Source organism: Synechococcus sp. R5-12, assembly GCF_047502655.1.
Lineage (GTDB): Bacteria > Cyanobacteriota > Cyanobacteriia > Thermostichales > Thermostichaceae > Thermostichus.
The window spans coordinates 1-4,640 of sequence record NZ_JANSIM010000201.1 but is presented as its reverse complement, the minus strand read 5'-3'; the positions used below and the strand labels follow the sequence as shown (position 1 = coordinate 4,640).

General features: G+C 59.3%; 4 protein-coding genes. All 4 read right to left on the bottom strand.

All coding sequences use genetic code 11. The features are described 5' to 3' along the window. A partial coding sequence (locus tag NW843_RS10665; RefSeq protein WP_414522922.1) for a roadblock/LC7 domain-containing protein occupies positions 1 to 187 on the bottom strand: 187 nt, incomplete at its 3' end. A gap of 80 nt (positions 188 to 267) precedes the next feature. After that, positions 268 to 1,095 carry a DUF4388 domain-containing protein gene (locus NW843_RS10660; protein WP_414417854.1) on the bottom strand — a complete coding sequence of 276 codons (828 nt, stop codon included), beginning with the start codon at positions 1,093 to 1,095 and terminating at the stop codon, positions 268 to 270. Positions 1,096 to 1,427: 332 nt separating this feature from the next. Next, positions 1,428 to 4,022: a heavy metal translocating P-type ATPase gene (locus NW843_RS10655; RefSeq protein WP_414522921.1), complete on the bottom strand. Its 2,595-nt coding sequence runs from the start codon at positions 4,020 to 4,022 to the stop codon at positions 1,428 to 1,430. A gap of 168 nt (positions 4,023 to 4,190) precedes the next feature. After that, complete coding sequence (locus NW843_RS10650; protein ID WP_414522920.1) at positions 4,191 to 4,610, bottom strand: aldo/keto reductase; 420 nt, start codon at positions 4,608 to 4,610, stop codon at positions 4,191 to 4,193. Between the last annotated feature and the right edge of the window lie 30 nt (positions 4,611 to 4,640).

Genomic DNA, 4,640 nt, shown 5'->3' with positions numbered 1-4,640 from the left:
TCCCAATCCGTTCGCCCAAAGAAAGCATGGCAGCCGACATAGCAGAGGTTCTCTCTTCATCCATACCCACAGGCAGTGTGGAAGCTAAAGGTAGCCCGTCGGGGGTGACCACTGCTGCTCCCTGGACTTCCGGTGTGTTGGCAACATAGCTCTGGAGGATCGCCTGCAAAGAGGACAGATTAGCCATCCTACATCTCCCTGCTGATTCACTATTTCTAATGTTTCTACCCGAAAACCGAAAACATGACTGCAAATATCCCTATGCTTTTATTTTTCGCGCATGCCCTTGAGGAGGGTGGCCAATCGACTGACCAGAGAAGGCTTGACGGGGCCGCCCTCATCCTGGAGACCAGGCACCCTTGCCCCCAGCCTCTCCCTCACCGGCTCGGGATTCACCTCCTCAGCAATCGACTTGGACAGCTCCCAGTGACCAGACCGAGCCAGAACCGTTGGCCCCTCACAGGGACTGATCAACCCCAGCTTGGCCAGACGGGCACAGGCATAGCGCACCTCCAGCAGGTCTGCCCCCAGTGCTTGAGCCAAAGCCGTCAGCTTGCGAGAAGGCGACACCTGCTCCAGGATCCCCCACTCCAGCGCAGAAAGTTTGAACAGAGGCAGTTCGGTGCTGGTACGCCAAAAGCAGCTATCGGGCTCTGGCAGGTCTTTTTCGGGGCGTTGCTCCAGCTTGAGCTGCTGCAGGGCTTCCAAGACAGCAGCGGTGGCGCCCTTGCTCAGGCCGGTCATTTCTCGATAGGGCATGGGCACATTGGGCAAAAAGCTGAACTGTCCGGATTCGAGGGCAAAGAGGCTGTAGAGGCCGGTTTGCAGTTGATGGCGAAAGAGCTTGGCCAAATCTACGGGCGAGATCAACCCTTGCCGCTGCAGGCAACGCCCCAGAGGCTCCTCCAAGCCCCTAGCGACCAACTGGCTGACCACCTGCTCGTCCACCAAGCCAAAGCGCGTCAGCAGGCTTTCCAAACGATGCTTTTCTTCAGGGGTGAGGGCGGCGACCACCCGACCTTGGTAAAACCAAATCCGCTGAATGCCATTGGGTGCCCAGATGGATAATTGCCCTGCTTTCTTACCCTTTTCCATTAAATGCAACAGGTCGCATAAGGAAAATTCCTGAAGATCTCCAAGCATCGCCATACTTTTGCTCCCTTCACCGCTGCAAGATGCGCTTTCCCAGTATTTTCACGGTTTTTGCTTTGCTAAGCAAGAAACCAGAAGATGCGCTTACAGCTTGGTTTCGGCCTAATCTTACAACCAAATCCTCAAAAGTTAAAGCGGATTAATCTTTTTAATCAAATGTAATCGAAGTTGCCGAATTTTTGGCTTGGACGCAGCGGAAATTGTGTCAGAAGCTCGGTAAAACCTCGGAAGACTTAACGATCGATACTTAGTCATTCGTAATTTTTAACACTTTTTTAGCTGCGGCTACTCGAAGATCTACGGGGTACAAAAGTTCGCCTCAAGAGGAGTGAATTGAGGATTACACTGAGGGAACTCAAGGCCATGAGACCCCCAGCGATTGCCGGGCTAAGCCCAATGCCAAAGGGGGGTAGGAGCACGCCTGCTGCCACTGGGATCCCCACCAGGTTGTAGCCAAAGGCCCAGAGGAGGTTCTGCTGGATCTTGCGGAAGGTGGCGCGGCTGAGGCGGATAGCTTCCACCACATCCCAGAGGCGGTTGCGCATGAGGATGATATCGGCGGTTTCTAAGGCCGCATCAGTGGCTGAGTGCAGGGCGATGCCCACATCGGCTTGGGCCAAAGCCGGAGCGTCGTTAATGCCATCGCCCACCATGGCAACTCTCTGGCCTTGGGTCTGCAGGTCGCGGATGACTTGAGCTTTGTCTGCCGGGTGAACCTCGGCGATAACGCGGAGACCTGGCACTTGCAGAGCCTCAGCCACCTGGTGGGCCACCTCCGCCCGATCGCCGGTTAGCAAAACCACCTGCAGGCCCATTTTCCGGAGCTGTTGCAGCGTTGCCTGCGCATCGGGCCGCAAGGGATCCTGGGCTGCCAGCAGCCCCACCAGGGATCCCTCTAGAGCCACGCCCACCACCGTTTTGCCGGCTGCCAGTAGCGCCTCGGCCTGGGCCTGGGTCTCCTGGGACAGCGGGATCCCCAAAGCAGCCAGCCCATCCAGGGATCCCAACACCACTTCCTGCCCTTCCACTTGGGCGGCGACTCCTATCCCCGGCTGGGTTTGAAACTCGCCGGCGGAGAGCAACGGCAAACCCTGGGTGCGGGCGGCTTGCAAAATGGCTTGCGCCAGCGGATGGCGAGTGCCGCTTTCCACTGTGGCCGCCAGTTGGAGTAGGCGATTGGGATCCAGGGAGGGGTCAAGGCTGAGACAGTCCGTCAGGTGGGGATCCCCTTGGGTGAGGGTGCCGGTTTTGTCGAAGACCACCGTTTGCAAGCGATGGGCTTTCTCCAGAACATCTCCCCCTCGGATGAGCAAACCCCGCTCGGCTCCCAAGCCAGTACCCACCAGGATGGCCATCGGCGTAGCCAACCCCAAAGCACAGGGGCAGGCCACCACCAAAACGGCAATGGCCATCTTGAGGCTGCTGAGCAGAGGTGTGGGGTGAGGGGGATGGTCACCCAGATGCAGATGGGCGTGCAGGCTGAACCCCGCCAGGACGAAGTGCTCCGCACCGCCGCTCCCCCAGAGTGGGATCCCAATCCAGTACCAGAACCCAAAGGTGAGAATGGCCAGCGTGACCACCCCATAGGTGAAGTAGCCCGCCACCTGGTCGGCTATCCCTTGGATGGGGGCCTTGCGAGTTTGGGCCTCTTCCACCAGGCGAATGACCTGGGCCAAGGTGGTGTCTTTCCCGGTGCGCGTCGCCCGGCACAGCAGCAACCCCGATTGGTTCAGCGTTCCCGCCACCACGGGATCCCCCGCTTGTTTCAGCACCGGCAAGGGTTCCCCTGTCAGCATCCCCTCGTTGACCGTGGCCTGGCCGGCAATGACTTCTCCATCCACCGGGATCTGTTCGCCGGCCCGCACCTGGAGCCAATCCCCCACTCGCACCTGTTCGACAGGGCACCATTCTCCGGTTTGGGATCCCAGATCCAGGTTCCCCTCTGGGCTGGAAGCCAGAGATCCCGCCTTCTCTGCAGGCTGAACCCGCCGAGCCAAACTGGGACACAAGCTCACCAGCGATTGCAGGCTGCTGGCCGCCCGCAGGCGGCTGTGCTGTTCCAAGGCCCGTCCCAACAGGATGAAGCTGAGCATCATGACGGGCTCGTCGAAAAAGCACTCCCAGCCCACCTGAGGGGCCAACAACCCCACCAGACTGGCCAGGTAGGCCGATCCGGATCCCAAGGTAACCAAGGTGTTCATGTTGGGGGCCAGCCGCCGCGCCCCTCTCCAACCATCCAGGACAATGCCGCGAGCTGGGCCGACAAAAGTCAAGGTCGCCAAGCCCCAGTGCAGCCAGACATCATTAAGGAGGGGCAAGCCCAGACGGGCGAAGAGATCCAAGTGTCCGGCGGCAGAAATCAGCAGCAAAAAAGCGGCGGTGAGCGCTTGGCGAATGTGGTGTCGGGTCTGCTGTCGCTGCCGAGAGAGGGGATCCGCAGGCACATCCAAGGCTTCTTCCCACCCACCGGGAGGGGAAGAGGGATCTTGAGAGTGCTCCGCACCGCTGACGCGAACGGAACTCCCGCCGGAGAGGGCCTCACCCTCTGAACTGTAGCGGCTGGGAAACCCTGCCTCTGTCAAAATCTGGGCCAGGTGCTGCGGGTCGGGCCGGATCCCAGGGGCAAACTCCACAAGGGCCGACTCGGTAACCAGGTTAACGCTGGCCTTAACCACCCCCGGCTGTCTCAGCAGGGCCTGCTCAACGGTGCGAACGCAGCCGGCACAACTCATGCCCCCCACGTGGAGAATCAGGGATCCCGCCTGAGAAGGCGCTGTGGGCCCATTCTGGTCAGCCGGATCCCTTGGCCTGTCTGCTTTGTGGGTCAAAGTGCTCCGCACTGCTGACGCGAATGCATCTGGGATGGCCATCTTTGTTCTCCCGTGGTTAACAGCCCCCTCGCCCTACTGGCCAGTTATGTAGCGGTAGGACAGGGCTCTACATCCCATTTTTTGCCAAACTCAATCGTAGGACTGGGATCCCGGCGACAAAGTGCTCCCCACCGCTAACGCAAACGGCAAGGGAACAGAAAGCAACAACTAGGCAGCGCGGGCAGGCGGGGACATAAAGCTGGGGGGAATGGACTCGGGAACATACCTTTGCAAAATATCCTCGATGGTCTGCATCGCTTCCGCATCCAACGACCAGCCCCAAAGGCCGGATATCGCTTCCAGATGATAGGGCTTGCGTGCCCCCCACAGTGCCACACTCACCCCTGGTTGATCCAGCAGCCAGCGCACCGCCAACTGAGCCAAGGTCTTGCCATAGCGATCCTGAGCAAACTGACTCAATGCCTCTGCCGCTTTTAGGTACTGGGAGTAGCGCGGTTCAACAAACTTGGGATCGATCCCGGCGCGCATATCCCCTGAAGGGAAGGTGGTTTGTGGCGTCATCCGTCCGCTCAGCAGACCTCGGCAGAGGGGACTGTACACCAAAGTGTGAATGCCGTGCTGATACATTTACGCTGAACACTGCTGAACATCACTGTT

Bases quoted from the DNA above. Each gene is read 5' to 3' on its own strand.
- NW843_RS10660 (WP_414417854.1), bottom strand. From the start codon at position 1,095: ATGGAAAAGGGTAAGAAAGCAGGGCAATTATCCATCTGGGCACCCAAT.
- NW843_RS10655 (WP_414522921.1), bottom strand. From the start codon at position 4,022: ATGGCCATCCCAGATGCATTCGCGTCAGCAGTGCGGAGCACTTTGACC.
- NW843_RS10650 (WP_414522920.1), bottom strand. From the start codon at position 4,610: ATGTATCAGCACGGCATTCACACTTTGGTGTACAGTCCCCTCTGCCGA.